Genomic DNA, 23,798 nt, shown 5'->3' with positions numbered 1-23,798 from the left:
CCCACCTTACCAATGACGGCCGCTCGTCGCGGCGGTGACCAACGCCTCGAACAGGTGGCCCTCCTGGCCCGCCTCGGGGTGCCACTGGACGGCGAGCGCGAAGGGATGATCCCGGAGCTCCACCGCCTCCACGGTGCCGTCGTCCGAGGTCGCGGACACTGTGAGCCCTTCGCCCAGGCGGTCGGTGGCCTGGTGGTGGTAGTGGGCGGCGCCGACCTTCTCGGCCCCCAGCACGTCCGCGATCATGCTGCCGGTCGCCAGTCGTACGGGCAGGTGGCCGAACTCGCCGGGGGCGGGGGAGTGGCCGCCGTGGCCCACCACGTCGGGCAGGTGCTGGTGGAGGCTGCCGCCGAGGGAGACGTTCAGGACCTGAAGGCCCCGGCAGATCCCCAGGAACGGGGTGCCCGCCTTCAGTGCCGCCTCGACCAGCCCAAACTCCGCCTCATCACGAAATTTCCGGACGTATCCGGTTTGTTGGTGCGGCTGCTCGCCGTATCTGCCGGGATCGACGTCGCCCCCGCCCGCCACGATCAGGCCGTCGAGCCGCCCCACCAGCGAGGAGGGATCTCCCGCCGGGGGCAGGATGACCGGCTGGCCACCCGCCCTGACGACGTGCTCGATGTAGGTGTACGGCAGCAGCGCGGCCGGCATCCGCCACACGGTGAAGGCGGCGGGCTCCACGTAGCAGGTGATGCCGATGACGGGTCGCGCGCCAGAGCCGGCGGCCGGAGGTGGCATGGGCTACACCGGGGTCACGTAGGCGCCGGAGATGCCGCCGTCGACCAGGAACTCGGCACCGGTGATGAAGCTCGCGTCGTCCGAGGCGAGGAACGCGACGGCGGCGGCGATCTCGGTGGCCTCGGCGAACCGGCCGACCGGGATGTGGACGAGGCGCCGCTGGGCCCGCTCGGGGTCCTTGGCGAACAACTCCTGCAGCAGGGGGGTGTTGACCGGCCCCGGGCAGAGCGCGTTGACGCGGATGCCCTCGCGGGCGAACTGCACCCCGAGCTCGCGTGACATGGCGAGCACCCCGCCCTTGGAGGCGGTGTAGGAGATCTGGGAGGTCGCCGAGCCCATCACCGCCACGAAGGAGGCGGTGTTGATGATGGACCCCTTGCCCTGGCGCCGCATGTAAGGGATGGCGTGCTTGCAGCAGAGGTACACACTGGTCAGGTTGACGTCCTGAACTCGTCGCCACGCCTCGATGCCGGTGGACAGGATCGAGTCGTCGTCGGGAGGCGAGATGCCGGCGTTGTTGAAGGCGATGTCCACGCTGCCGTAGGTCTCGAACGCCGTCTCGAACATGTGGCTGACGTCTTCCTCGCTGGTGACGTCGGTGCGGACGAACAGGCCCCCGACCTCGTCCGCCGCCTTGGCGCCACCCACCTCGTCGAGGTCGGCGCACACGACCTTGGCGCCCTCCTCGGCGAAGCGGCGTGCCGTGGCGAGGCCGATGCCGCCCGCCGCCCCCGTGATGACGGCGACGCGGTCCCGCAGACGTTGCATAGTGACGAACTCCCTGGTGCCTTGGTGAGGTGAGCGGAGCCCAGCGGGCTCAGTGGGCGATGAAGACGTTCTTGGTCTCGGTGAAGGCGGCCAGGGCGTCGGGGCCGAGCTCCCTGCCCAGCCCAGACTGCTTGAAGCCGCCGAAGGGCGTCCAGTACCTCACGGACGAGTGGGAGTTGACCGAGAGGTTGCCCGCCTCGATCGCGCGGGCCACGCGCAGTGCCCGTCCCACGTCCCGCGTCCAGATCGACCCTGAAAGGCCATATTTGGTGTTGTTGGCGATCTGGATGGCCTCGGCCTCGTCCTCGAAGGCGACCACGCTGACCACGGGGCCGAAGATCTCCTCGGTGAACGCGCGGTCGTCCAGCGAGTCGTGGGTCAGCACGGTCGGCGGGAACCAGAAGCCCTTGCCGGACGGGCAGGTCCCCTGGAAGCGCGGCGTGCCGGTGACGAACGACGACACCCGCTCGCGCTGCTCGGCGCTGATCAGCGGCCCCATGTCGGTGCCGGGGTCGCTCGGGTCGCCGACGGTCAGCCCTTCGACGGCCGCGCCCAGCCGGTCGAGGAACGCGTCGTACACCGAGCGCTCCACCAGGATGCGGGAGCGCGCGCAGCAGTCCTGGCCGCTGTTGTCGAAGACCGCCGAGGGCGCGGTCGCGGCGGCCTGGTCGAGGTCGGCGTCCGCGAACACCACGTTGGCGCTCTTGCCGCCGAGCTCCAGCGTGACCCGCTTGACGTTCTCGGCGGCCCTGGCGGCGATCAGCTTGCCGACCTCGGTGGACCCGGTGAACACGATCTTGTTGACCCCGGGGTGCTCCACGAGCCGGGCCCCCGCGACCTCCCCTGCTCCAGGCAGCACCTGGAGCACCCCCTCGGGGAGGCCGGCTTCGAGGGCCAGCTCCGCCAGCCTCAAAGCCGTCAGCGGGGTCCATTCGGCGGGTTTCACGATAACGGTGTTGCCGGCGGCGAGCGCCGGAGCCGCTCCCCACATCATGATCACCATGGGGAAGTTCCACGGCACGATCACCCCGACGACGCCGAGCGGTTCGGCGAAGGTGATGTCCACCCCGCCCGGCACCGGGATCTGCCTGCCATGGTTGCGCTCCGGCGCGCCCGCGTAGAAGTGCAGCACGTCACGGACGTTGCCGGCCTCCCAGCGGGCGTTGCCGATCGTGTGCCCGGCGTTCGCGAGCTCCAGCAGGGCAAGCTCGTCGCCGTGGCGCTCCACCAGGTCGGCGAAGCGCCTGAGCAGGCGGGCGCGGTCGCCTGGCGCGACCTCGCGCCAGGCCGGGAGCGCCTTCCTGGCGCGTTCCACGGCCCGGTCGGTCTCGGCCAGGTCGGCGAGCTCGATCTCGGCGAGCACGTCCTCGCTGGCAGGGTTGATGATCTTCATGTCACATCCGCTCGAATCCCCGGAAGAGCTCCCAGTCCGTCACGGCCGCGTCGAAGGCGGCCAGCTCGACCCGGGCGTTGTTCGCGTAGTGCTCGACGACCTGCTCGCCCAGCGCGTCCTTGGCGATCTTCGAGCCCTCCCAGAGGGCGAGCGCCTCGCGCAGCGTGGTCGGGACGGTCTCGGCGCCCGCGGAGTAGGCGTTGCCGGGGTAGGCGTCCTCCAGCGGCAGCTCGTTCTCGATGCCGTGCAAGCCTGCGGCGATGAGCCCGGACACCGCCAGGTAGGGATTGACGTCTCCGCCGGGCACACGGTTCTCGATGCGGAGCGAGGGGCCGTGCCCGACCAGGCGCAGGGAGCAGGTGCGGTTGTCCACCCCCCACTTGACCGCGGTCGGGGCGAAGCTCCCCGGGACGTACCTCTTGTAGGAGTTGATGTTGGGCGCGTAGAGCAGCGTGAACTCGCGCATGGCGGCGAGCTGGCCGGCGATGAAGTGCTCTCCGATCTTCGACAGCCCGTGCCGCCCGTCTCCGGCCATCACCGGCTCGCCCTCGCCCGTACGCAGGGAGATGTGGATGTGGCAGGAGTTGCCCTCACGCTGGTTCGGCTTGGCCATGAAGGTCAGCGACATGCCCTCCTGGGCGGCGATCTCCTTGGAGCCGTTCTTGTAGATCGAATGGTTGTCGCAGGTGGCGAGCGCTTCGGTGAAGCGGAACGCGATTTCGTGCTGGCCGAGGTTGCACTCGCCCTTGGCGGACTCGACGTACATGCCCGCGCCCTCCATGCCGAGCCTGATGCGGCGCAGCAGGGGCTCGACACGGGCGCCGCCGAGCAGGGAGTAGTCGACGTTGTACTGGTTCGCGGGGGTGAGGTCGCGGTAGGCCTTGGACCAGGCGTTCTCGTAGCTGTCGTTGTAGACGACGAACTCCAGCTCGGTGCCGACGAAGGCGCCCCAGCCGCGCTCGGCCAGCCGGGCGATCTGCCCGCGCAGGATCTGGCGCGGGGAGGGGATGACGTCGGATCCGTCCTCCCACAGCAGGTCGGCCATCAGCATGACCGTGCCGTCCTGCCAGGGCACCCGGCGAAGGGTGGACAGATCCGGCCGCATGACGAAGTCGCCGTAGCCCCGCTCCCAGGACGACATGCTGTAACCGTCGACCGTGTTCATGTCGATGTCCACGGCGAGGAGGTAGTTGCACCCTTCTGCGGCGTGGTTCAGCACCTCCTCCAGGAAGTAGCGCGCGGACAGCCGCTTGCCCTGGAGGCGTCCCTGCATGTCGACGACGGCCAGAAGCACGGTGTCCACCCGCCCGGCGGACACCTCTTCACGCAGTTGGTCGACGGTGAGCACGGCACTCCCCTCCCGCAAAAGTCTGGAAACAGACCATTGGAGGCATGCAAGCACCAGCGGGCGCTCCACGTCAACGGTTCAAGAGCTCCAAGCTGCCGAATGGACTAATCTCGAACCATTGGAGCCGGTTCGAGGGGGGACGTGATGAGCGAGCCCCAGCTCGTCGCATTCCTCCGGCCTGTCCGGGCGGGAAACGCCTTCGAGGAGACGGTCGAACGCCTGCTCCAGGCGATCAAACTCGGGGTGGTGGCGCCCGGCGAGAAGCTGCCCGCGGAGCGCGAGCTCGCCGCCCAGCTCGGAATCAGCCGGGTCACGCTCCGGGAGGCCATCCGGGCGCTCCAGGACGCCGGCCATCTCGATGTGCGGCGTGGCCGCTACGGGGGAGCGTTCGTCGTCTACGAGCAGCCGCTGCCGCGCCACGGCGACCTGCGCAGGGCCGTGATCGAGATGGGGCCCTCCGAGCTCGCCGACGCGCTGACGTTCCGCATGGCGATCGAATGCGGCGCCGCCCAGGTGCTGGCCGCCATGGAGCTCACCGAGGACCAGCGGGCGACGCTGGAACGGCGCCTCGCGGACGTCAACGACGCCGCGCCCGCCGACTACCGGCGGCTCGACACGGCCTTCCACCTGTCCATCGCCGAGCTGACCGGCTCGGCGCTGCTCACCGCCGCCGGCGCGGACGCCAGAATGCGGGTCACCGACCTGCTCAACGCCATCCCTGTGCTCGGCCCCAACATCGACCACGCCGCCGCGCAGCACGCCGCCATGGTCGCCGCCATCCTCGCGGGCGATCCCGAGGCCGCGAGGAAGGCCGTCGTGGAACACCTGGAAGGAACGGCCGCGCTCCTGCGCGCTTTCCTGGCCTGAACGGCGTGGGTCTCCGAACCGGCCCCGACCTGCCCCTGGGCCACCCCTGTCCCCGCACGCGGCCGCCACGGACCCCGAGTGGGGAGCCGTCGGCAGGGGGATCACTCTCGCGGGCACCGTAGCATCGGTACTGGGGGATGCCTGTGGGGATCTGGTTCAACGAGCGGATCATCGACACCGGACGGCTGCCGCTCTTCTGCTTCCTTACGGCGCTGATCGTCACGTTCCTGTTCACGCGCCTGAACGTCCGGCTGATCCGGGCGAAGGTCGGCTGGTTCCGTAACGTCAACGTCGGCGACGTCCATGTACACCACGTCGTGTTCGGCGTGGTGCTCATGCTGTTCGGCGGGGTCGCCGGGCTGGTGAGTGCCGGGCTCTCGTCCGGGTGGTACGCCCTGACGGCGGCCGTCTTCGGGGTCGGGGCGGCTCTGGTGCTCGACGAGTTCGCGCTGATCCTGCACCTGCGGGACGTCTACTGGTCCGAGGAGGGGCGCGCCTCGGTCGACGCGGTGTTCGTCGCGATCGCCGTGACCCTGCTCCTGCTGCTGGGCTTGCGTCCCTTCGGCTGGGAGGCCCCCGAGCCCTCCCCGAGCGGCAGGTGGACGGCGGCCCTCCTCCTGACCTTCAATCTCGTGCTCGCGGTCGTCACCTTGCTGAAGGGCAAGATCTGGACCGGCCTCGCGGGCCTGTTCGCGCCGATCCTGCTGATCGCCGGGGCCGTACGGCTGGCGCGTCCGGGATCGCCGTGGGCCCACTGGTTCTTCGCCCCCGGATCCCGCAGGCCCAGGCCCTCCAAGATGGCGAAGGCCGTCCACCGCGAGAACCGCTGGCGGCGACCGGCGATCAGAGCCAAGATCGCGGTACAGGAGTTCGTCTCCGGCCGCCATGACCTGCCGCCCGCCTGGCGAGGGGAGCGCGGAGGCAAGTAGGCGCCTCCGAGAGGATCGGACGATCCGCCGGCACCTCCCCTGGACTGGCAAATCACCCCATGAGGGCATGGTTTGGGTTTCTGAGGGGAGTGGGCGGGTGCGAACGATGATCGGTACCAGGGAGGCGAAGTGCGATGGGCTTCATGGACAAGTGGAAGATCCGCGAACTGAAGGCCAAGGCCAAGCGGCGTCTGGGCGCGAGCACCGGCAACCGGACCATGGCGGCCGAGGCCCGCACCGAGGAGGCCGAGGCCCGGCTCCTGCAGACCCAGGACCAGATCAAGGAGACCGCCAACGAGATCCGCCGCGAGTACGGCGTCCGTAACTGAGCCAAGAGGACGAGACCGTCACCGGGCACCACGATCGCCTTCATCCACTCCCGGGGTGGCCATCCGGCGCGAAGGCGGTCTCCATCCATCGCTCCGGCGGTCATCCGCCTGCACGGCGGTCATCGAAGGCCAGGACGGCTCACCCACTCCACGGCGGTCATTGAGGGCCCAGGACGGTTCACCCAGGTCTAGGGGCTCGTCCCCAGCGCTCCAGGAACGAGGCGGTGACCTGGCGGGCATCGTCACCGGCCAGGTCGACGTCGTGACCTGCCGTGGTCAGATAGGCCGTCACGGGGTGGCCTGAGGCCAGCAGCGCGTTGGTCAGGTCAAGGGTCTGGGTCGGGGGCACGACGGTGTCGTCAGCGCCGTGCACCAGCAGCACGGGCAGGCCGTTGCCCACGTGGTTCGCCGGCGTCGCGTCCGCCGTCATCTCGTCACCGGCCGAGGGGACGTGGCCGAGCAGCCTCGTCCACGGGCTGCCGGGGACGCGGCACTCGGGCCAGTCGGCGGCCAGCGGGTCCAGGGGCGGTGAGCAGGCGATCACGGCGGTCACGTCATCGGGGCCGTCGACGCCGCGCAGCCCCAGATGCAGGGCCAGATGGGCGCCCGACGAGATTCCGCCCACCAGCAGCGGCACGCCCGGATGGTCCGCCCGCGCCTTCCGCGCGGCGGCCCGCACGTCATCGAGCTGCGCGGGCCAGGTCGCCTGCGTGCTCAGCCGGTGGGTGACCGGCACAACGTCGAGGCCGTGAGCGGCCAGGATCCCCCGCGACCGTTCGCTCGCGGCCCGTGCCCGCCACGCGCCCCCATGCACCCAGACCAGCACCGGTTTCATGCCTGGATCCTACGGGTGGCCCTGGACGCCCCCGCGGGTCCCGGCGACCGGGGCGGGAACCGTCCTACCGGTGGTGCCTCCGCCCTCGATCCGATTTAAGGCGGTTTCCAGCATGATTTCGGTGGACACTTTTCGGAGAAAAGTGTCCACCAGAAGAGGCGGCCGCGCGGTACGGTGGCGGCCATGCGCAGCGGCATCTGCGTGTTTCCTCCTCCGATCGGGTCAGGTCGCGAATGTCGGATATGGCGGAGATTCATCCGGTTGCGATTGTGGCGGCGGCCAGGGGAATCGACGATGCCGGCGCGATGCTGTCGGAGGGTCTGGTCGGGCTCGTCGAGGTGTTGACGACGCTTGGCGCGTGCTGGGGCGATGACCGTCTGGGCCGGGGTTTCTTCGAGGGGGCTTCCGGATCGGCCGGTTTCGGCTCGGCGCGTGACGACGTGCTGGACGGCACGGCGCAGCTGGCATTGTCTCTCCAAGGTCATGCGGTGGCGGCCGTCCAAATGGCGCGGGCCTGGGTGCGGGTCGACAGCGGGGAGAACCCTCGGTTCACCTTGCCCGGCGGCGACCGACCGTCCTCCCGTTCGGAGGCGTTGTGGCGGGTGGTGGGCGCGGCGGCCGACGGGCCCGCTCGTGACGACGCCCCGGCGCCCTGGTACACGGAAATGGCGGGGCTGCTGCAGGAGATGGTCACCGGGTGCCAGATGCCGGACGGAGACGCGGTGGGCATGCGGCGGCTGGCGGCGGCGTTCGACGCCATGGCGGACGTCATCGACGAGGTCACCGGGATGGCCGGCGACAACGGCACCAAGATAACGACCGGCAATCTCGGCGACGACATCGACGCCTTCGGCAGGTCCTTCGCCGAGCTGGCCCGCCAGGGCGGCGGGCATCTGGACGACGCCGCGCGCTGCTGCCGGGCGATCGCCGGATTCTGCCGTTACTTCGGCACGGAGATCCAGGCCGCCAAGACCAAGTTCTTGATCACGGTGGCTTTCCTGGTCGTCCTGTGGGGAGCCGTCCGGATGATGGCTCTGACACCGGGCGGCCAGGTAGCCCGGTTGAGCGCACTGATCCAGACCCGGGTGATGGGGCAACGGCTGCTGGTGATGCTTCGCACCGCTGAGGCGCGTGCGGCCGCCGCGGGTGCCTCCTTCATGGCCGGGCTGAACGGCATCGACCAGCTGACCCGTATGGGGTACGGCCTGCAGGTGGGGTTCGACGCACGATCCTTCCTGGAGAGCACGGCCATGGGGGCCTTCGGTGGCCTGGCCGTCGGAGCCCTCTACCGGAAGCTGGACATCGCGGCCGGGCGAGGCGGTCCCCTGGCGGCCCTGTTGACCCGCAGCACGGGGGGTCGCCTGGTGACCCATTCCGGCGTAGGGGGCGGGGTCAACGTCGCGGGCGACATCGCCGGCAACGCGCTCCAGCACAAGGGTGACGTCCACTGGGATGAGATCCGCTGGCGCGACGACCTCCTCATGGGCATCGGCATGGGTGTGCACGCCGAGGCCATGCACACCCTCCACGGCTTCAAGACCGGCGCCTCTCCCGAACCCCCGAAGGCTTCCGAATTCCCGGTCCACGTCGACCCGCCTACCGTTGCGGCTTCCTCGGCTGGAAGCCGCGGGCTCGTCGTCGGAGGTGACCCGGTCCTCTTTGGAGATGCCGCGCTTCGCGCAGACCACGACGCGCTCCCCGCCGCGACCGGCACCCACTCCGCTGGGCACGAACCGCCCCTCGGCGGAAGCGATGCGCCGTCCGGCACGGCCGACCGTGAGTCCGGCCCAAGCGTGGCCACCGCCCTGTCCGGCGCTGGGCCGGCTGAGGTCACCGGGGGCCAGTTCGGAACGGCCGGCCGGGACACCCTCGCCGAGCGAACCTCTCCCGATCGCGCCCACCCTGACGGCCCCACCGACAAGCCGGTGTCTCCGGCTCGCGGTGAGGGCGCCGTGGGGCCGGTGTCTCGTACGGGTGAGCCGGGTCTCGTGGGGCGTGATGTGTCGCCGGTTGGGGTGGATCGTCCTGATCGTGGGCCCGGGGTTGATGGACCGGTTCGGCCGGTGGGTGATCGCGGTGATGGGGCCGTGGGGCCGGTGCCTCGTCATGGTGAGCCGGGTCCGGGGGGGCGTGATGAGCCGGGTCCGGTGGTCCGTCCTGGAGAGCCGGGCCTGGTGGGGCGTGAGGTGTCGCAGGTTGGGGTGGATCGTTCCGATCGTGGGCCGGATGTTGAGGGCCCGGTGCGGTCGGTGGGTGAGCGCGGTGAGGGGACGGCGGGTCCGGCGGGGCGTAATGAGCCGCAATCCGCGGGACGTAATGAGCCGGGGCCGGCGGGGCGTGATCCGCAGCAGGCTACGCAGCCTCTTCAGCAGCCCGGTTTCCCCGCGAAACAGGCCGGTCCCGACGCGCTCCCCGCGCCCTCATCGCAGGTGTCGCGCGTGGCGGGCGCGCCCGAAGGTGGACTGCCCGCCGGTCGGGACGACGGTCATGCCACCACCCCGACGGTGGGAAGAACGACACCGACTGGTGTCGTGTTACTCGGCACGACACCCCCGCCCATCTACGCGGATCGGGTCAGGGAGGTGGCCGACAGGTGGCGTGAACCCCTTGCTGCGCGGAGAGCCACGGGCCAAGACAGCTTCTCCGGGAAACAGTTGAAGAGAGTCCGGGGCGAAGTCGCTGACCTGAGGGAACCGTACGTTCATGGCGGCCTGGACCTGGCGGAGTTCCGCCCACGAGAGCTTATCGATGGGCTTGAAAGTGGTGGCGTCGTGGTAGTCGAGGGCTTAGGGGCGTATTTCCTCGATTACGGCGGTCGCATGACCTGGAAGAATCTGACGCCTGTCGACAGGAAAGGATTGTGGATAAGCTCGGCAGCCATTCAGGAGTTCCGGGCTCGGGTGCCGAGTGGCGATCTGAGAGCTTCCTCCCTGTTCGACGACTACAACAAAATCAGCGCGATGTACCCCGGCGGCAGACCGGATATGCGATTCACCCCAGAAAGCATCTCCGAGTTCAGGGACAGCATTGCACCGTTGTTGCGAGATGCACAGGCGATCCCGCCCGGCGCCAGAGAGGGTGTGGACCTCCACCTTTTCCAGGAGAGCACACTCACTGTAGGAGCGGCCGAGCTGGCCTCGTATTTCGATTCGCTGGGCAAGATAAAGGTCGAGAACGAATGGCTTCGCTTCGTTAATCCAGACTTCATCCATCCGCTCTACCAGAAATTCGGTGTGCGCTCACCGTCCAAGTGGCTGTGCGTCACGCTGGACGCAGCGCAGCTCAAGGAGCTCGTCACCCAGGTTCACCGCTCGTATGCGAGCACCCAGCAGATGCCGCCCATCATCAAACTCACGGTGTTGCCCGACTACATGATTCCGCGGCAGGACCAAGTCAAGGAGCTGGTGGCCGCAGCGGAGATACCTGTGATCAACCAGAACATCTTCTTCGATCCGGCCGGCGACGGGGCGACCATGGAGGCCCGGCTCAGGTACCAGATCCAGGCGGCCACGATCCTCGGTGCCGGACTCAGCGTGATCATCCTGCAGAACTATGCGGACCTGGACCGCCGGATAGATGAGGTGCTCGCCCACCTGCGCATACTGATGGGGCTGGACGATCAGGCCGCCCCTGGGTTGCCGGCCTGATGCGGTCCTGAGGTACCAGCAGCGGCACGCCGGGATTGTCCGCCCGCACCTTCCGCGCCGCGTCACGTACGTCGTCGAGCTGGGCGGGCCAGGTGGCCTCGTGGCTCAGCCGGTGGGTGACCCGCATGACATCGAGGCCGTGAGCGGTCATGATCGCGTGCGAGCGCTCGCTCGCGTGCCGCTCTATCCACGCGCCGCCGTGCAGCCAGATCAGAACCCGCTTCATGCGTGGATCCTACGGGCGGCGTACCTGACTTCTTAGTACAGGCATGGTCCGGAATCGGACAACATCGGTGTGCTCGGCGAGCCCTGCGGCAATCAGGGCACAGAAGCCCTGAACACTCGTCGTCGCCGTGTCCCACCGCCCCGGCTCGGCTCACCGAAAGGCCCACAATGCAGCAGAAACGGCCACCGGAGGTCGATCTTCCGGCGTACAAGCAGCGGCTCGGCAAGGTGGGCGTGTGGCTCGCGCTGCCGGGATTCGAGCCCGCGGAGACCAGCCGCATGATCGCCAGGACCATCGAGGAGCTGGGGTACGGAGCACTCTGGGTCGGTGAGCTGCTCGGCGGCAAGGAGGCCCTGACGAACGCCTCCATCCTGCTCTCGGGCACCGAGCGGCTCATGGTGGCCACCGGCATCGCGAACATCTGGGCGAGGGACGCCGCCGCCGCGGTGGCCGGTGCGAACGCGCTGTCCGAGGCGTGGTCGGGCCGCTTCGTGCTCGGCCTCGGCGTGAGCCATGCTCCCCTGGTCGCCCCTCGCGGCCACGACTACGGCAAGCCGGTCGAGTTCATGCGCGAGTACCTCGATGCCATGGACGAGGCTCCCTACGCGGCGCCGCTGCCCGTCGCGCCACCACGGGTTCTCGCCGCGCTTCGGACGAAGATGCTCAGGCTGTCCGCCGAGCACGCCCACGGAGCGCACTCCTACTTCGTGACGCCCGAGCACACCGCGAAGGCCCGGCAGATCCTCGGCGCCGGCCCGCTGCTCGCGCCCGAGCAGGCGGTGGTCCTGGAGACCGACCCCGATCGCGCACGGGCCATCGCCCGGGACTACATGGACTTCTACCTCAAGCTGCCGAACTACCTCAACAACCTGCGTGAGCTCGGCTACACCGACGCCGACTTCGACGGCGGGGGGAGCGACACCCTGGTCGACGCGATCGTGGCGTGGGGCGGCCCGGAGACCATCGCGGAGCGGGTGCGGGCCCACCACGACGCCGGAGCCGACCACGTGTGCGTCCAGCCTCTGGTCAGCGACGCCGACCAGTGCCTGGAGCACCTCCGCGCGCTCGCCCCGGTCCTCCTCCGCTGAGACCCGGCCACCGGGCGCCGAGGCGGCCTCACCGGGCCCGGCGGGCGCCCGTCACAGGGCGCCGGCGAGGCTGCGTACGGCGAGGCCCGCGCCGAGGACGACGACCATCGTGGCCGTGCCGAGCGGGGCGAGCCCGGCGATACGCCCGGCCATCCCCTTGCGGGCCGCCGCCAGGCGGTCGAGCCGGGTCGCCAGCTTCACGAGCAGCAGCCCGGTCGCCGTCAGGGTGGCGGCCATGCCGAGGCCGTAGGCGCCGACCAGGGCGACGCCGAACCACGTACGGCCCAGCGCCGCCGCCCCCAGGAGCACGATCAGCGCCGACGGGCTCGGCACCAGCCCGCCCGCGATCCCCAGCCCGATCAGCCCGGCACGCTCGTGCCCCTGCCGCTCCTCCTGCCCATGGCCATGCCCGTGGCCATGCCCGTGCCCATGTCCGTGCCCATGTCCGTGCCCGTGCCCGTGTCCGTGTCCGTGCCCGTGCCCTAGGCCGCGGCCACGGGCGGCGGACCAGAGGAGGCGGACGCCGACGACGGCGATGAGCAGCCCGCTGGCCAGGCCGAGCCAGGACAGCACCGACTCCCCGGCCAACGAGGAGAACGCGCTGATCACCAACCCCACCACCAGCACGCCGGCGGTGTGCGTGGCGGTGACGGTGGCCCCGACGACCAGCGCGTCGCGCGGCCGGCCACGGCGACCGGCCAGGTAGGCGGCCATGATCGTCTTGCCGTGCCCCGGGATCAGCGCGTGCCCGGCCCCGAGCACGACAGCGAGCAGTACGGCCAGCAGGCCGAGCGGCACGGTCAGCGAGGAGGCGCCGATCAGGCCGGTGAACGTCCGGTCGAGCGCCGCGAGCGCGTCCCCGATCGGGCCGCCGACGCTCAGCCCGCTAAGAGAGGGCCCACGAGGCGCCGGCGCGGCGGCCGGGGCCGTGCCGGCCACGCGCAGCGTCACCGAACGCTGGTCGAGCGGGCTGGCGAGCAGATCGTCGGGATACTTCCGCAGCCGGTCGCTCGTGCTCACCGACGGCACGCCGGAGGGCGCCAGCCGTACCCCCTCGGAGACCGCGGTGATCTCACGCCAGCCGATGCGCTCGCCGAGGAAGGAGTCGGAGAACGCCACGGACGAGGTGGTGGCCACCGGTGCCGACAGCGGGCACGTCAGGCGGCTGGTGGCCAGCCCGCCCTGCCCGGGGGCGTACTCCAACGACGCCGGACCGACCTGCCAGGACACGGCCTTGCCGTCCACGACCAGCCGCTGGGCCCGCGCGAGCGCCGCGCATGTCGAGGCGGCGTAGGCGGCGTTCTCCCGCGGCGAGGCGGTCCCGGACCCGTCGGTGTCGACGGTGGTCTTGGCCTGCAGGGTGGGCAGTTCGGCGTAGTCGACGACGGCGGTGTTCACCACCTGACCGGGCCGGACCTCCAGCCCGTTGTAGTGGTTGACCGTGAAGTTGCCCAGGGGATGGGCCGCCACGACGGCGGCCAGGACAAGGGAGATCATGAGAACCTCGCGAGGGCGGGCAACTTGGGCGAGAAGCGCGGATTGTAGAGCTTGACCTGGGAGAACGAGCGGGACGAGCTCGTGCCGAGCGCCTTCTCGATCATGCCTCTGTGGTAGATGGAGAGCGCGTTGTGCCAGCCCCTGGCCGTGGCCTTCCGGGCGTACGGCAGGGCGTCTCGCGACCGGCCCGCCTTGTGCAGCGCCCAGGCCAGAGCGTCGGCGGCCACCATGTTGGGGTTGCGGGCGTACTCGGCCTCGGCATGCCGCACGGCCGCGCCGGGGGATCCGTGGTCGGCCTCGAACTCCGCCCACGTGAGGTCGTCGCGAACCCCGTTCGCGGCCATGAGCTGCTTCTGGGCCCTCAGCAGCGCCCACTGGTCACCCGGGTCCCGTCCGAGGCTCGTCAGCACCTCGCCGTACTCGACGATGTACTGGGCCAGGGGAAGGCGGGCGACCACGGCCGCGTAGCCGGTGGCGGCCTCGTCCAGCCGCCCGCCCAGCGCCGCCGCACGGGCGCGACCGGCCAGAGCGGGGACGAAATCCGGTGTGGACCGCAGCGCCGCGTCGTACATCTGGTCCGCGCGTTCGAGGTCTCCCGCGCGCAGCGCCAGCTCGCCGAGGTAGTAACGGCAGTAGGCGACGTCCTCGGGAGTGAACGCGTCGCGCAGCGCCGCCTCCAGCAGCTCCCGCGCCGCGGTGGTGTCCCCCCGCAGTTCGGCGTCGTAGGACGCGCGGGTGAAGGACGCGACACCGGGCTTGAGCTCCATCATCCGCTCGACGGCCTCGGCGGCTTCGGGATAGTCGCCGAGCTGGGTGTGGGCGTCGGTCAGCACGCCGTAGGCGGCCGACCCATAGGGGTTGGCCGCGACCGCCCGCCGCGCCAGCCGTACGGCCTTGGTGAACTCGTGGCGTCCCGCGGCCAGGGCCGCCTGCCCGGTGAGGACGGCGAAGTCCATGGGGGCCAGGGCCGCCGCGCGGTCCAGCGCCTCGTCGGCCTTGACGTAGTAGGAGGGGTCGGCGGTGATCCTGGCCTGCTGCACGTACGCCGCTCCGAGGGAGGCCCACGCCTGGTGGTCCCGCGGCAGCCGCTTCAGCCTGGCCTGCAGGCCGTTGACCGCCTGCGCCAGGCCGCTCGCCGAGGCCGGGGCCTCGGCGAGGACGACGGGGCCGGAGACCGTGCCGGCCGTTGATCGGGGTTGGGCGGGCGGGAGCAGCGTCGCTCCCGCCGTGATCGTCAGGGCGAGGCCCAGAGCGCCCACGCCCAAGACGGCCGCCGCCCGTGCCCTGCCACGAGGGCGATCGGGGTCGGACATGGTGATTCTCCTGATCCGAATGACGCGCGGACGCCGGTACCCGCGCCGGCTCCCGCGTGAGGCGACGGGAGCCGGCGCACCGGTCAGCGCTGGTTGACCGCCACCGCGCTGGGGAGCGGGATGTACGGGAACCGTGCCTGGAACGGCTTGTCGTTGGCGTTGACCTTGTCACCGGCGGCCAGGGCGTCGACCAGCTTGCCCGTCTGCGCGGCCCCCTCGACGGCCTGGAGCGAGATGTCCAGGACGTCGTCGCCGAGGCGGCGGCCGTTCGGGAAGCCCTGGAGGTCACCGGCCAGGACGCCCAGCCGGTTCGGGCTGGCCGTGGGCGGGATCGCCATGTTCAGCCGCAACATCTCCGAAGGCCGGAAGGCCTTGGGGTCGACGTCCTTGTTGAGGATCTGGGAGTTGAGGTCGGCCTTGATGGGGCCGTTGGCCTTGGCGATGCCGGTCAGGAAGATCTCGACCAGGTCGGTGCGCGGTGTCTTGGGCGCCGGGATCTTGTAGATGCCCTCGATCAGCTTGGGCAGCTCCGGCTCGGTGACGCGCTTGACGACGGCGGGGATGGAGGCGTCCTTGTCGGGGCTGATGGAGTTGAAGGTGTCCTTCAGGCCGGCGGGGATGACCACCTCGTTGACCAGCGGGTTCCCCAGCCGGGAGACCTGCCGGTAGCCGTTCGGGCTCCACTTCTCCGTGGTGGACCAGATGCCGATGACCGGGTTGCGCTTGGCGTCGCCCTTGAACGCGACTTCGTCCTTGGGCACCTGGATGGCGATGCTGTGGACGTTGTAGCCCTTGGTGGTGTCCTGCCCCACCTCGGACAGGTCGCCCCCGTACAGCAGGTCGAAGACCCGCAGGTCGAGGAAGAACGCCTCGTCGGCCTGGCCCGCGAAGGTCTGGCCGCCGCCGGGCAGCTTCTGGATGGACTGCGCCCGCAGGCGGGCGTAGTCGGGCATCGACGCGGCCCCGACGTTGCTCGGCGCCACCACGCCGTTCTTGATGACCGTCGTCCACCCCTGCTGAGCCGTGAACTTCTTGAGCGTGTAGCGCTGGCGGAACAGCAGGTTCTCGTCGTCGAGCGAGGTGACCGGGCCGTTGTTGTAGAGGAACGTGGAGTTGCCGCGCCTGTCCTCGTTGCGGAAAGTCCACTGGTAGGTCACGTCCGGCAGCCCGTTGCCGTTGCTGTCGATCTTGATGTTGTACCGGGACTGGGTGTCGAACGTGTAGAAGTTCGGCCCGCCGGCCGGCTCCTCGAACGGGATCCAGTTGGCCATCAGCGTCACGCTGTCGGGCTTGTCGGGGCTGACGAACGCGTACACGTCGGTGTTGTCGTTGCGAGGATCACCGGCGATCAGGGGGGCCTCGCGGTGCGAGGAGGCGCCGCCGGTATCAGGGCGGAGCAGGGTGAGCGAGGAGGCGGAAAGTGCCCCCACGATTCCTAGCACGATCAAAGATCGCCGGTTTATCCGGAGCTCCATGTCGTCATGGTCCTTTCGGCCGCCGGTCGCGATTGCCACCGGGCGCTGAGCAATGGGAGAGGTCCGGCCGGGTCCTCATCGGGGATACGCGGCCGTCGCCCATACGGATTGCCGACGGGGGGAAAACATTTGGAGCGGGATCCAGAGCGGTTCATCCGCCTGGGGCGCTAGGCACGGGTGATGACGCAAGGGGTCTGCGGTCGGCGCCCACGGCGCGGACCCGGCCGCCGTCCGCGGCGCCTCGGCGACACACCGATGAGGTCCTGGTGGGATGAGGAAAGCCCCCGCGGACGTTGTCGATCACGGGGCGGCTGCTCCGGGGGCTGGAGGTGGAAGTGGCGGACGAGCTCGAACGGATGGTCCAGGGCAGGCGGCTGTCGCCGGTCCAGCAGCGCATCGCGCACTACCTGAGCGGGCATCTGCCTGACGCGATCTTCCTTTCGAGTGTCGAACTGGCCGAGCGGGCCGGGGTGAGCCAGCCGTCGGTGACGCGCTTCGCGATGGCGCTCGGGTTCGCCGGATACCCGGAGTTCCGCCACGCGCTCCGCCCTCTGGTGGTCGGCGGGAACGGCGCCGCACACGCCGCCGAGCCGCGGCGCGGCGGCGTCAACGGCGCCGCCCACTCCGTGCACGACATGATCGACGATGAGATACGCCACCTGACCGCCATCCGCGATCGCCTGGCGTCGGGCCTTGATACGCCGAGGGCCGACGCCAACGGCCTTCCCGGCCGGATCGAGGGGCTCGGCACGGCGCTGGCGGCGTGTGAGCCGCTGCCGGTGCTCGGACTGCAGGGCTCATCGGGGCTGGTCACGACCTTCGCCTACTACGCCCGGCGCATCCATCCCGACGTGCGGCCGCTGATCCACGGCGGCGCGGAACTCGCAGAGGCCGTCCACGCTGCGCGCCGGGCGGGGTCGGAGTGGCTGCTCGCCTTCGTGCTGCCCCGCTACCCGGCGGATGCGGTGCACGCGCTGGAGTACGCCGCCAAGCTGGGGTTCCGCACGGCCGTCATCACCGACCGGGCCGAGGTGCCGTTCCCCGCGGACGTGGTGCTGCCCGCGCCTGTGGGCCGGCGGACGGTGTGCGACGCGCACACGGCGCCGCTGGCCCTCGCGATGCTGCTGGTGGAGGCGATGGCCGAGGCGGCGCCGCTGCGGACCCAGGCCCGCATGGAGGAACACGAGCGGATGACCGACCAGACGGGCGTGTTCCTCCAGCCGTGATCGGTCCGGCTCCTCGCCGATGTCACCCGGCGAGGCGCCGCATCGAACTCACCGACCAGCGGACGGTGACCAGGGCGAGCACCAGCATGAGCCCGAACGCCAGCGGGATCGAGGTGTTCGACAGGTCGCCGCCGAACAGCGCCCGGCCGGCCTCGACGGTGTGGTAGAGCGGGTTGAACGTGGCGACCGCCCGCATCCATTCGGGCGCCAGCGACATCGGCAGCAGGATGCCGGTCAGCAGAATCAGCGGCAGCGCGAAGAGCTGCATGATCTGCGACATCCCGTTCTCGTCCCGCAGTGCCAGCGCCAGCCCGTACGAAAGGCCGGACGCGAAGGTGCCGATCAACGCCATGAGAAGGACCATCAGCAGCAGGCCCGGCAGGCTCGGCCGCATGCCCATCAGCGTCCCGAGAGCCGCGATCACCAGCGCCTGGGCGATCAGCACGATGACGTCACGCAGAGTGCGGCCGAGCACGATGGCCGGACGGCTGGCGGGGCTGACGGCGAGCCGCTCGAGGACGCCGTTGCGGATCTCGGTGATCATGCCGAAGCCGACGAACATCGACCCGAAGAGCGCGATCATCACCATCATCCCGGGCGTGAACTGCGTCAGCGTCTCCGACTGCGGCACGCCGGGGGTCGTGTTGGCCAGCAGCGGGGCGAACAGGAGCATGTAGAGGACGGGCTGGAGGATGCCGAAGAGCGGCCAGATCGGATTGCGTGCGGTGTTCCTCAGCTCGTAGCCCAGGAACAGGGCGGTATGTCTGAACAAGGGGGGTCTCCAGGGGGAATATGGCCGGCTCGTCGGGGAGCGGGAGCGGCTCGACGGCGGTCGGCTCGTCTGGGAATGAGGGCCGGCTCGTCCAGGGACGTGTGCCGGCTCGTCCAGGGACGTGTGCCGGCTCGACGGTGGTTTCAGGCGGCGTCGCGCAGGGACCGGCCGGTCTTCTGCAGGAAGACGTCGTCGAGCGTGGCGCGGTCGAGGGCGATCGACTGGATGACCAGGGCCCGCTCCTCCAGGGAGCGCAGCAGGCCGGGAAGGGCGTGCTCGCCGTCGTCGAGGTAGATGCGGAGCTGGTCGCCGTCGACGCGCACCTCCCGCGTGTACGGCTGCGCCTCCAGCAGCTTCTGGGCGTCGGCGGCGTGTGAGGCGCCCTCGGGCAGCGGCTCGGCGCCGTCCGCGGCGGCCAGTCGCAGCGTCACCACATCGCCCGCGACCTCCCGCTTCAGCTCGGCCGGGGTGCCCTCGGCGACGATGATCCCGTGGTCGACGATCGCGAGCCGGTCGCACAGCGCGTCGGCCTCGTCGAGGTAGTGGGTGCTGAGCAGCACGCTGGTGCCGGAGGTGCGCAGCAGGCGGATCTGGTCCCACAGGTTGGCGCGGTTCTGCGGATCGAGGCCGGTCGTCGGCTCGTCCAGGAACAGCAGCGGCGGGCGGTGGACCAGCCCGAGCGCGATCGAGATCCGGCGCTTCTGCCCGCCGGAAAGCGTGCGCCCGGGGCGGTCGGCGAACTCGGTGAGGTCGAAGGCGGAGAGCATCTCCTCCACGCGTCCTGCGGCGTCGGCCTTGGCGATCCCGTTGACGCGGGCCGCCAGCATGAGGTTCGACCGGGCGCTGTTGGCCTCGTCGACGCCGCCCGCCTGGCTGACGTACCCGATCCGCTTCCGGATGCTCTCCGGCTCCCTGATGAGGTCATGCCCTGCCACCTGCGCAGTGCCGCTGGTCGGGGCGATCAGGGTGGAGAGCATGCGGATCATGGTGGTCTTGCCGGCGCCGTTCGGCCCAAGCACGCCGAAGATCTCGCCGGTCTCCACGCCGAGGTCGATGCCCTTGACCGCCTCGACGGTCTGGCTGCCCTTGCGGCTCCGGGTGGTGAAGGTCTTTTTCAACCCTTGGGCTGCGATGATCACAATGGCGTCCTCTCGTCGGGAGTTGATTCTTGGTCATGCCGCTACAGGAGGGTCAACCGAATTAATTACGGCAAATCACCGTTTTCGACCTTCTCGATGGCCTGCTCCACCCATTCGAGCTGGGCACGCACTTGCATGCTGCCCAGCAGCACGGTCTCGTCGACGTGGCGGCCGGCGCCGTGGGCCCTCTTGCCGGCCATGGCGCGCTCGTTCAACGCCAGCACGATCTTGAGCTGGTCCTTGCGGGCGGTGAGCGCCGCGATGAGGTCGGCCTTGGACATGTGGTTCATGAACGTGAGCGCCACTTGGAAGGGGTCGACGATGGGCCTGAACTGCCACCAGAAGTCGTTGAGCAGCCGGTGGAACTCGCGGCGGCCCTCGTCGGTGATCGCGTAGACGGTCTGACCGCCCTTGCCGCTCTCCACGACTTCGAGCAGGCCTTCCTTGGCCATCTGCCCGAGCCCGTGGTAGATCGAGCCGAACGCGACGTTCGCCCAATGTTGCGCACCCCAGAGCTCGAGAGTCTGGCGGACCTTGTAGCCGTTCATGGGGCCGTCGAGGAGCACGCCCAGAATCAGCGTACGGGTGGAGGACATACTCAAATTTGTATTCAAACTGGAGTATCTTGTCAACCGGTGAAAGAAGATCGCACCGGGGCGCAGCCCCTAGGGTGAAGTGCATGAGTGGACGACCCATAGCGCTGATCACCGGAGGTTCCCGCGGGGTGGGGGCGGCCGTCGCCCGAGCCCTCGCGCCGACGCACGACCTGCTCATCGGAGGGCGTGAGAGCACCGCGCTCCTGGAGGTCTGCGACGAGCTGGGCGCGCGCCCGTGGCCGGTGGAGCTGACCGACGAACGCGCGGTCGCCGAGGCGACCATCGGGGTCGACCGGCTGGACGTGCTCGTGCACAGCGCGGGAGTGGCCAGGGTCGGCGCGATCGCCGACCTTCCCGTCCAGGCCTGGCGGGAGGCGTTCGAGGTGAACGTGACCGCGGTGGCGGGTCTCACCCGGCTGCTGCTGCCGGCGCTCCGTGCCTCGCGGGGCCACGTCGTGCTGATCAACTCCGGTTCCGGGCAGCGTGCCAATCCGGGCTGGGCCGCCTACGCCGCGAGCAAGTTCGCGCTGCGGGCCTTCGCCGACGCGCTCCGGCTGGAGGAGCAGTCCAACGGCGTGCGCGTCACCAGCGTCTATCCCGGCCGTGTCGACACCGACATGCAGCGGGACGTGCGGCGGCAGGAGGGCGGCGACTACGAGCCGGGCAGGTATCTGTCTCCCGAATCGGTGGCACGCGCCGTCGTCACCGCCGTGACCACGTCCGACGACGCCCAGATCACCGAGGTCACGATCCGCCCCGCCGCCGGGCCCCTCAACTGACGCCGGCCTTCCCGCAGGCCCGTCCGCTGACGGCGACCTCGCTGGCTGTCCCGTCAAGCGGCGGGTGACCTCATCACCGACCATCCCTTATCGGGTTATAGCGCCACATAAGCCAATACCTTGGCAAATTAAGCCATATAACAGGACATTTATTGACTTATGTCCTGAGAGATTAGGGGAGTGTCCGACCTGACCTATTGGTGTGAGCTGGCCTGGTTGCATCCCGGTGAGGCGGTCGAGGGTGTGCTGGTCCGGGTGGAGGGCAGCCGGTTCGCCGAAGTCGTCCCCGGCGTCGCCGACCCGCCGCAGAGCGTGGTGCGGCTGGCGGGACTGACCATGCCGGGCATGGCGAACGCGCACTCGCACGCCTTCCACAGAGCCCTCAGGGGACAGGCCCAGGCCGGCGTGATGAGCTTCCACGACTGGCGCGACCACATGTACGCCGTCGCCGGACGGCTCAACCCGGACACCTACCTCGCCCTCGCGCGCGCCACCTTCGCCGAGATGGCCCTGGCGGGGATCACGGGCGTGGGGGAGTTCCACTATCTCCACCACGGCAAGGATGGCCGGGCGTACGACGACCGCAACGCGATGGGGCACGCGCTGATCGAGGCGGCCAGGGACGCGGGCCTGCGCATCACCCTCCTGGACGCCTGCTACCTCACCGGGAACATCGGCGCGCCCCTGGACGGAACGCAACTGCGCTTCGGCGACGCCGACGCGCACCAGTGGGCCGAGCGCGTGGACGACCTGGCCGGCGAGTACCTCCTCGCCGAGGACGTGGTGGTCGGCGGGGCGGTCCATTCCGTGCGCGCCTGCCCGCCCGAGCAGATGCCCGTGGTGGCGGAGTTCGGGCGCCGCAGGGCCGCGCCCGTGCACGCGCAGGTCTCCGAGCGCCGCACCGAGAACCAGCACTGCGTCGAGACCTACTGCGCGACCCCCGTCCAGGTCCTCTACGAGCACGGCGTCCTCGGGCCCCGCACCACGGCCGTCCACGCGACCCACCTGTCGGACGTCGACGTGGCCCTGCTCGGGGGCTCCTCGACGCACGTCTGCGTGTGTCCCACCACCGAGCGCGACCTGGCCGACGGCATCGGACCCGCCCGGCGCCTGCACGACGCCGGGTCGCCGGTCACGCTGGGCAGCGACAGCAACGCCATGATCGACCTGCTGGAGGAGGCCAGGGCCGTCGAGCTCGGGGAGCGTCTCACCACCGGGGAACGGGGACACTGGACGGCCGCCGACCTGCTGTGCTCGGCGACGATGGTGGGGCAGGCCTCGCTCGGCCATCCGGACGCCGGTTTCATCGTCCCCGGCGCCTGGGCCGACCTGGTGTCCGTACGGCTGGACTCGGTCCGCACCGCGGGAGCCGGCTGCTCTTCGGCGGCCGAGACCGTCATCTTCGGCGCCACAGCCTCCGACGTCCACTCGGTCGTCTCAGGCGGGCGGCGGGTCGTGGTGGAGGGCGGTCACGTGCTGGGAGACGTCGGTGCGATGCTGACCGATGCCATTGCCGCGATTCGCGAATGAATCATCGGCAGAGACGGCTCCTCAAGGCGTTCAACTGCGATTTCGCCGACGCCCTACGACCCCGCAGGGGACAACTCATACTTAAGGATGACGACTAATACCATTCTCCGGTCGTATCTCTTTAGGGAATCTTTGCCGTGAACTAGACGTTGATTCGGGCAGAAGAGGGGGAGGAGGACGCCGCGCCGGCATCGACGGCCGGAGGGGCGGACTCCACCCGCACATCGGGCGGGCGCGGCGAGACGAGGTGCCATAGGAATGGCAAGGCCGACGGGGAATCGGACGCAGGATCAGCAGGTGGCCGACAGGGATCTGCTCGGCACCTACCTGGCCGAGATCGGGCGGGTGCCCCTGCTCACCGCGGATCAGGAGGTCGAGCTCGCCAAGCGCATCGAGGCGGGCCTGTTCGCCGAGCAGCTCCTGGACAGCGGGGTGCAGGAGCCGAAGGCGTCCGACGCCACCGATGAGGAGCTCGAGCGGCTGGCCGTGTCGGGCCAGCGGGCCAAGGACGAGTTCATCCAGGCGAACCTGCGGCTGGTCGTCGCCGTGGCCAGGAAGTACTCCGGCAGGGGGATGCCGCTCATCGACCTGGTCCAGGAGGGCAACCTCGGCCTGGTCAGAGCCGTGGAGAAGTTCGACTACCGCCGGGGCTACAAGTTCTCCACCTACGCCACCTGGTGGATCCGCCAGTCCGTGGGACGTGCGATCCACGAGCAGGCCAGGCCCGTGCGCCTGCCGACCCACGCGGGCGAGCAGATGACCCGCCTGATGCGGGTCCGCCGCGACATGATGGCCGAGCTGGACGCCGAGCCGACCGACGCCGATCTCGCGGCCGTTCTGGAGCTGCCGATCGAGCGGGTCCGCGAGCTGCGCCGCTGGGCCTCAGACCCGGTGTCGCTGCAGCTCGGCGTGGGCGACGAGGACGAGACCGAGCTCGGCGACATGATCGCCGACGACACCTGGGCCAACCCCGAGCAGCAGGCCATGGACACCCTCGAACGCGAGCGTCTCGAAGACTGGCTGCTCGGCCTGGAAGGTCAGACGCGCGAGATGTTGCGCTGGCGTTACGGGCTGGTCGACGGGCGGGAGCACACCCTCACCGAGGTCGGCGAGCGGTACGGCATCGGGCGCGACCGCGCGCGGCGCATCGAGCGTGACGCTCTCGCCCGGTTGCGGAAGCTGGCCCAGGCGGCCGCGTAGGCCGCCGCCCTCGTACGGCACTGAAGGGCGATGCGCCACCTCTGGGCGCGTCGCCCTTTTCGGACCTTTTCGGCGGCCGGGCGCGTGGCCCTCCCGTCGCATG

General features: G+C 70.0%; 21 protein-coding genes. 9 read left to right on the top strand and 12 right to left on the bottom strand.

What is annotated here, in order from left to right; all coding sequences use genetic code 11:
- Positions 1-6: 6 nt before the first annotated feature.
- From ABD810_RS32365 to ABD810_RS32350, 4 genes are read right to left on the bottom strand one after another with little or no spacing between them, the layout of a single operon-like run.
- Positions 7-738 (bottom strand): gamma-glutamyl-gamma-aminobutyrate hydrolase family protein, encoded by a 732-nt coding sequence (locus ABD810_RS32365; RefSeq protein ID WP_344949487.1) that lies wholly within the window; start codon positions 736-738, stop codon positions 7-9.
- 3 nt (positions 739-741) lie between these two features.
- Positions 742-1,506, bottom strand: a complete 765-nt coding sequence (locus tag ABD810_RS32360; RefSeq protein WP_344949484.1) for a 3-oxoacyl-ACP reductase — start codon at positions 1,504-1,506, stop codon at positions 742-744.
- Positions 1,507-1,555: 49 nt separating this feature from the next.
- Entirely contained in the window at positions 1,556-2,899 is a 1,344-nt protein-coding gene (locus ABD810_RS32355) for an aldehyde dehydrogenase family protein (protein WP_344949481.1), read from the bottom strand.
- A 1-nt stretch (position 2,900) separates the two neighbouring features.
- Complete coding sequence (locus ABD810_RS32350) at positions 2,901-4,247, bottom strand: glutamine synthetase family protein (protein WP_344949478.1); 1,347 nt, start codon at positions 4,245-4,247, stop codon at positions 2,901-2,903.
- 144 nt (positions 4,248-4,391) lie between these two features.
- On the opposite strand from ABD810_RS32350, the gene ABD810_RS32345 reads away from it, so the two are divergent.
- The 3 genes from ABD810_RS32345 (at position 4,392) to ABD810_RS32335 (ending at position 6,372) form a co-directional block, all read left to right on the top strand.
- Entirely contained in the window at positions 4,392-5,114 is a 723-nt protein-coding gene (locus ABD810_RS32345) for a FadR/GntR family transcriptional regulator (protein ID WP_344949475.1), read from the top strand.
- Between the two features lie 143 nt (positions 5,115-5,257).
- Positions 5,258-6,043: a hypothetical protein gene (locus ABD810_RS32340; protein WP_344949472.1), complete on the top strand. Its 786-nt coding sequence runs from the start codon at positions 5,258-5,260 to the stop codon at positions 6,041-6,043.
- A 134-nt stretch (positions 6,044-6,177) separates the two neighbouring features.
- Complete coding sequence (locus tag ABD810_RS32335) at positions 6,178-6,372, top strand: hypothetical protein (protein ID WP_344949469.1); 195 nt, start codon at positions 6,178-6,180, stop codon at positions 6,370-6,372.
- Between the two features lie 178 nt (positions 6,373-6,550).
- On the opposite strand, the gene ABD810_RS32330 is transcribed toward ABD810_RS32335, so the two are convergent.
- A complete protein-coding gene (locus ABD810_RS32330; RefSeq protein WP_344949466.1) occupies positions 6,551-7,207 on the bottom strand; it encodes a serine aminopeptidase domain-containing protein in 657 nt (218 codons plus the stop codon).
- 242 nt (positions 7,208-7,449) lie between these two features.
- Between ABD810_RS32330 and ABD810_RS32325 the strand changes: the two genes are divergently transcribed.
- Complete coding sequence (locus ABD810_RS32325; protein ID WP_344949461.1) at positions 7,450-10,854, top strand: WXG100-like domain-containing protein; 3,405 nt, start codon at positions 7,450-7,452, stop codon at positions 10,852-10,854.
- Here ABD810_RS32325 and ABD810_RS41175 read toward each other — a convergent pair.
- A complete protein-coding gene (locus tag ABD810_RS41175) occupies positions 10,745-11,080 on the bottom strand; it encodes an alpha/beta hydrolase fold domain-containing protein (protein WP_425566994.1) in 336 nt (111 codons plus the stop codon). The genes ABD810_RS32325 and ABD810_RS41175 overlap by 110 nt on opposite strands.
- Positions 11,081-11,247: 167 nt before the next feature.
- Here ABD810_RS41175 and ABD810_RS32320 point away from each other — a divergent pair, with 167 nt between their 5' ends.
- Positions 11,248-12,168: an LLM class F420-dependent oxidoreductase gene (locus ABD810_RS32320; RefSeq protein WP_344949457.1), complete on the top strand. Its 921-nt coding sequence runs from the start codon at positions 11,248-11,250 to the stop codon at positions 12,166-12,168.
- Positions 12,169-12,219: 51 nt separating this feature from the next.
- Here ABD810_RS32320 and ABD810_RS32315 read toward each other — a convergent pair whose 3' ends face one another.
- From ABD810_RS32315 to ABD810_RS32305, 3 genes are all read right to left on the bottom strand, one after another.
- Positions 12,220-13,665, bottom strand: a complete 1,446-nt coding sequence (locus ABD810_RS32315; RefSeq protein ID WP_344949453.1) for a nickel/cobalt transporter — start codon at positions 13,663-13,665, stop codon at positions 12,220-12,222.
- On the bottom strand, positions 13,662-14,978 hold the full coding sequence (locus ABD810_RS32310) for a tetratricopeptide repeat protein (protein ID WP_344949450.1): 1,317 nt from the start codon (positions 14,976-14,978) through the stop codon (positions 13,662-13,664). Before ABD810_RS32310 ends, ABD810_RS32315 begins: the two co-directional genes overlap by 4 nt.
- Positions 14,979-15,061: 83 nt before the next feature.
- Positions 15,062-16,453 carry a DUF4331 domain-containing protein gene (locus tag ABD810_RS32305; protein ID WP_344949446.1) on the bottom strand — a complete coding sequence of 464 codons (1,392 nt, stop codon included), beginning with the start codon at positions 16,451-16,453 and terminating at the stop codon, positions 15,062-15,064.
- Between the two features lie 293 nt (positions 16,454-16,746).
- Between ABD810_RS32305 and ABD810_RS32300 the strand changes: the two genes are divergently transcribed.
- On the top strand, positions 16,747-17,679 hold the full coding sequence (locus ABD810_RS32300) for a MurR/RpiR family transcriptional regulator (RefSeq protein WP_344949443.1): 933 nt from the start codon (positions 16,747-16,749) through the stop codon (positions 17,677-17,679).
- Between the two features lie 22 nt (positions 17,680-17,701).
- Here the strand turns inward: ABD810_RS32300 and ABD810_RS32295 are convergent, their stop codons facing one another.
- The 3 genes from ABD810_RS32295 to ABD810_RS32285 form a co-directional block, all read right to left on the bottom strand.
- Positions 17,702-18,451 (bottom strand): ABC transporter permease, encoded by a 750-nt coding sequence (locus tag ABD810_RS32295; protein ID WP_344949438.1) that lies wholly within the window; start codon positions 18,449-18,451, stop codon positions 17,702-17,704.
- Positions 18,452-18,594: 143 nt separating this feature from the next.
- Positions 18,595-19,590: an ATP-binding cassette domain-containing protein gene (locus tag ABD810_RS32290; RefSeq protein ID WP_344949433.1), complete on the bottom strand. Its 996-nt coding sequence runs from the start codon at positions 19,588-19,590 to the stop codon at positions 18,595-18,597.
- Between the two features lie 65 nt (positions 19,591-19,655).
- Positions 19,656-20,186 carry a PadR family transcriptional regulator gene (locus ABD810_RS32285; protein WP_344949427.1) on the bottom strand — a complete coding sequence of 177 codons (531 nt, stop codon included), beginning with the start codon at positions 20,184-20,186 and terminating at the stop codon, positions 19,656-19,658.
- A gap of 83 nt (positions 20,187-20,269) precedes the next feature.
- Here ABD810_RS32285 and ABD810_RS32280 point away from each other — a divergent pair, with 83 nt between their 5' ends.
- The 3 genes from ABD810_RS32280 to ABD810_RS32270 all read left to right on the top strand — a co-directional run bounded on the left by ABD810_RS32280 (position 20,270) and on the right by ABD810_RS32270 (position 23,695).
- A complete protein-coding gene (locus ABD810_RS32280; protein WP_344949423.1) occupies positions 20,270-20,965 on the top strand; it encodes an SDR family oxidoreductase in 696 nt (231 codons plus the stop codon).
- Between the two features lie 180 nt (positions 20,966-21,145).
- On the top strand, positions 21,146-22,495 hold the full coding sequence (locus tag ABD810_RS32275) for a formimidoylglutamate deiminase (protein WP_344949418.1): 1,350 nt from the start codon (positions 21,146-21,148) through the stop codon (positions 22,493-22,495).
- A gap of 297 nt (positions 22,496-22,792) precedes the next feature.
- Complete coding sequence (locus ABD810_RS32270) at positions 22,793-23,695, top strand: sigma-70 family RNA polymerase sigma factor (protein ID WP_344949414.1); 903 nt, start codon at positions 22,793-22,795, stop codon at positions 23,693-23,695.
- Positions 23,696-23,798 lie beyond the last annotated feature (103 nt).

The sequence above is a fragment of the Sphaerisporangium flaviroseum genome, from assembly GCF_039537005.1.
Taxonomy (GTDB): domain Bacteria; phylum Actinomycetota; class Actinomycetes; order Streptosporangiales; family Streptosporangiaceae; genus Sphaerisporangium; species Sphaerisporangium flaviroseum.
The sequence above is the reverse complement of the archived record's forward strand: the minus strand, read 5'-3'. Positions and strand labels throughout refer to the sequence as shown.